General features: G+C 66.4%; 1 protein-coding gene. It reads right to left on the bottom strand.

The features are described 5' to 3' along the window. Positions 1-458 (bottom strand): sensor histidine kinase (locus IL54_RS23230; protein WP_193378877.1); only part of this gene is annotated, 458 nt, incomplete at both ends.

Genomic DNA, 458 nt, shown 5'->3' with positions numbered 1-458 from the left:
GGCAGGCTGATTGCAAAGCAACTCCCCTTGCCGGGCCAGGACCGCACCGCCACTGTCCCGCCGATCAAAGCGGCCGATCGCTCCACGATCGCCAGCCCCAGCCCGATGCCGCTTTCGCTCCCCTGACCCAGCCGCTCGAACTCACGAAAGATCAGCGCCAGCTTGTCGGGCGCAATGCCGATCCCGCTATCCCATATCTCGATGCGCACCGCCGCACCCCGCCGTCGCACGGCAACGAGGATGCGGCCCTGGTCGGTATAGCGGATGGCGTTGGACAGGAAATTCTGGACGATCGACCGCAACAGGCTGCGATCCGTCTCGACCCAACCGTCGCCTGGCCCAACCCGCAGCACGAGTCCCTTTTCCGCCGCCAAGGGCTGAAAATTCTCGGCCAGGTCGACCAGCATCGGCCGCACGGCAAAGCGGGTCGGTTGCGGCTTCACTCCGCCCGCGTCCAG

This window comes from Sphingobium sp. ba1, assembly GCF_000743655.1.
In the GTDB taxonomy this organism is placed as follows: domain Bacteria; phylum Pseudomonadota; class Alphaproteobacteria; order Sphingomonadales; family Sphingomonadaceae; genus Sphingobium.
The sequence above is the reverse complement of the archived record's forward strand: the minus strand, read 5'-3'. Positions and strand labels throughout refer to the sequence as shown.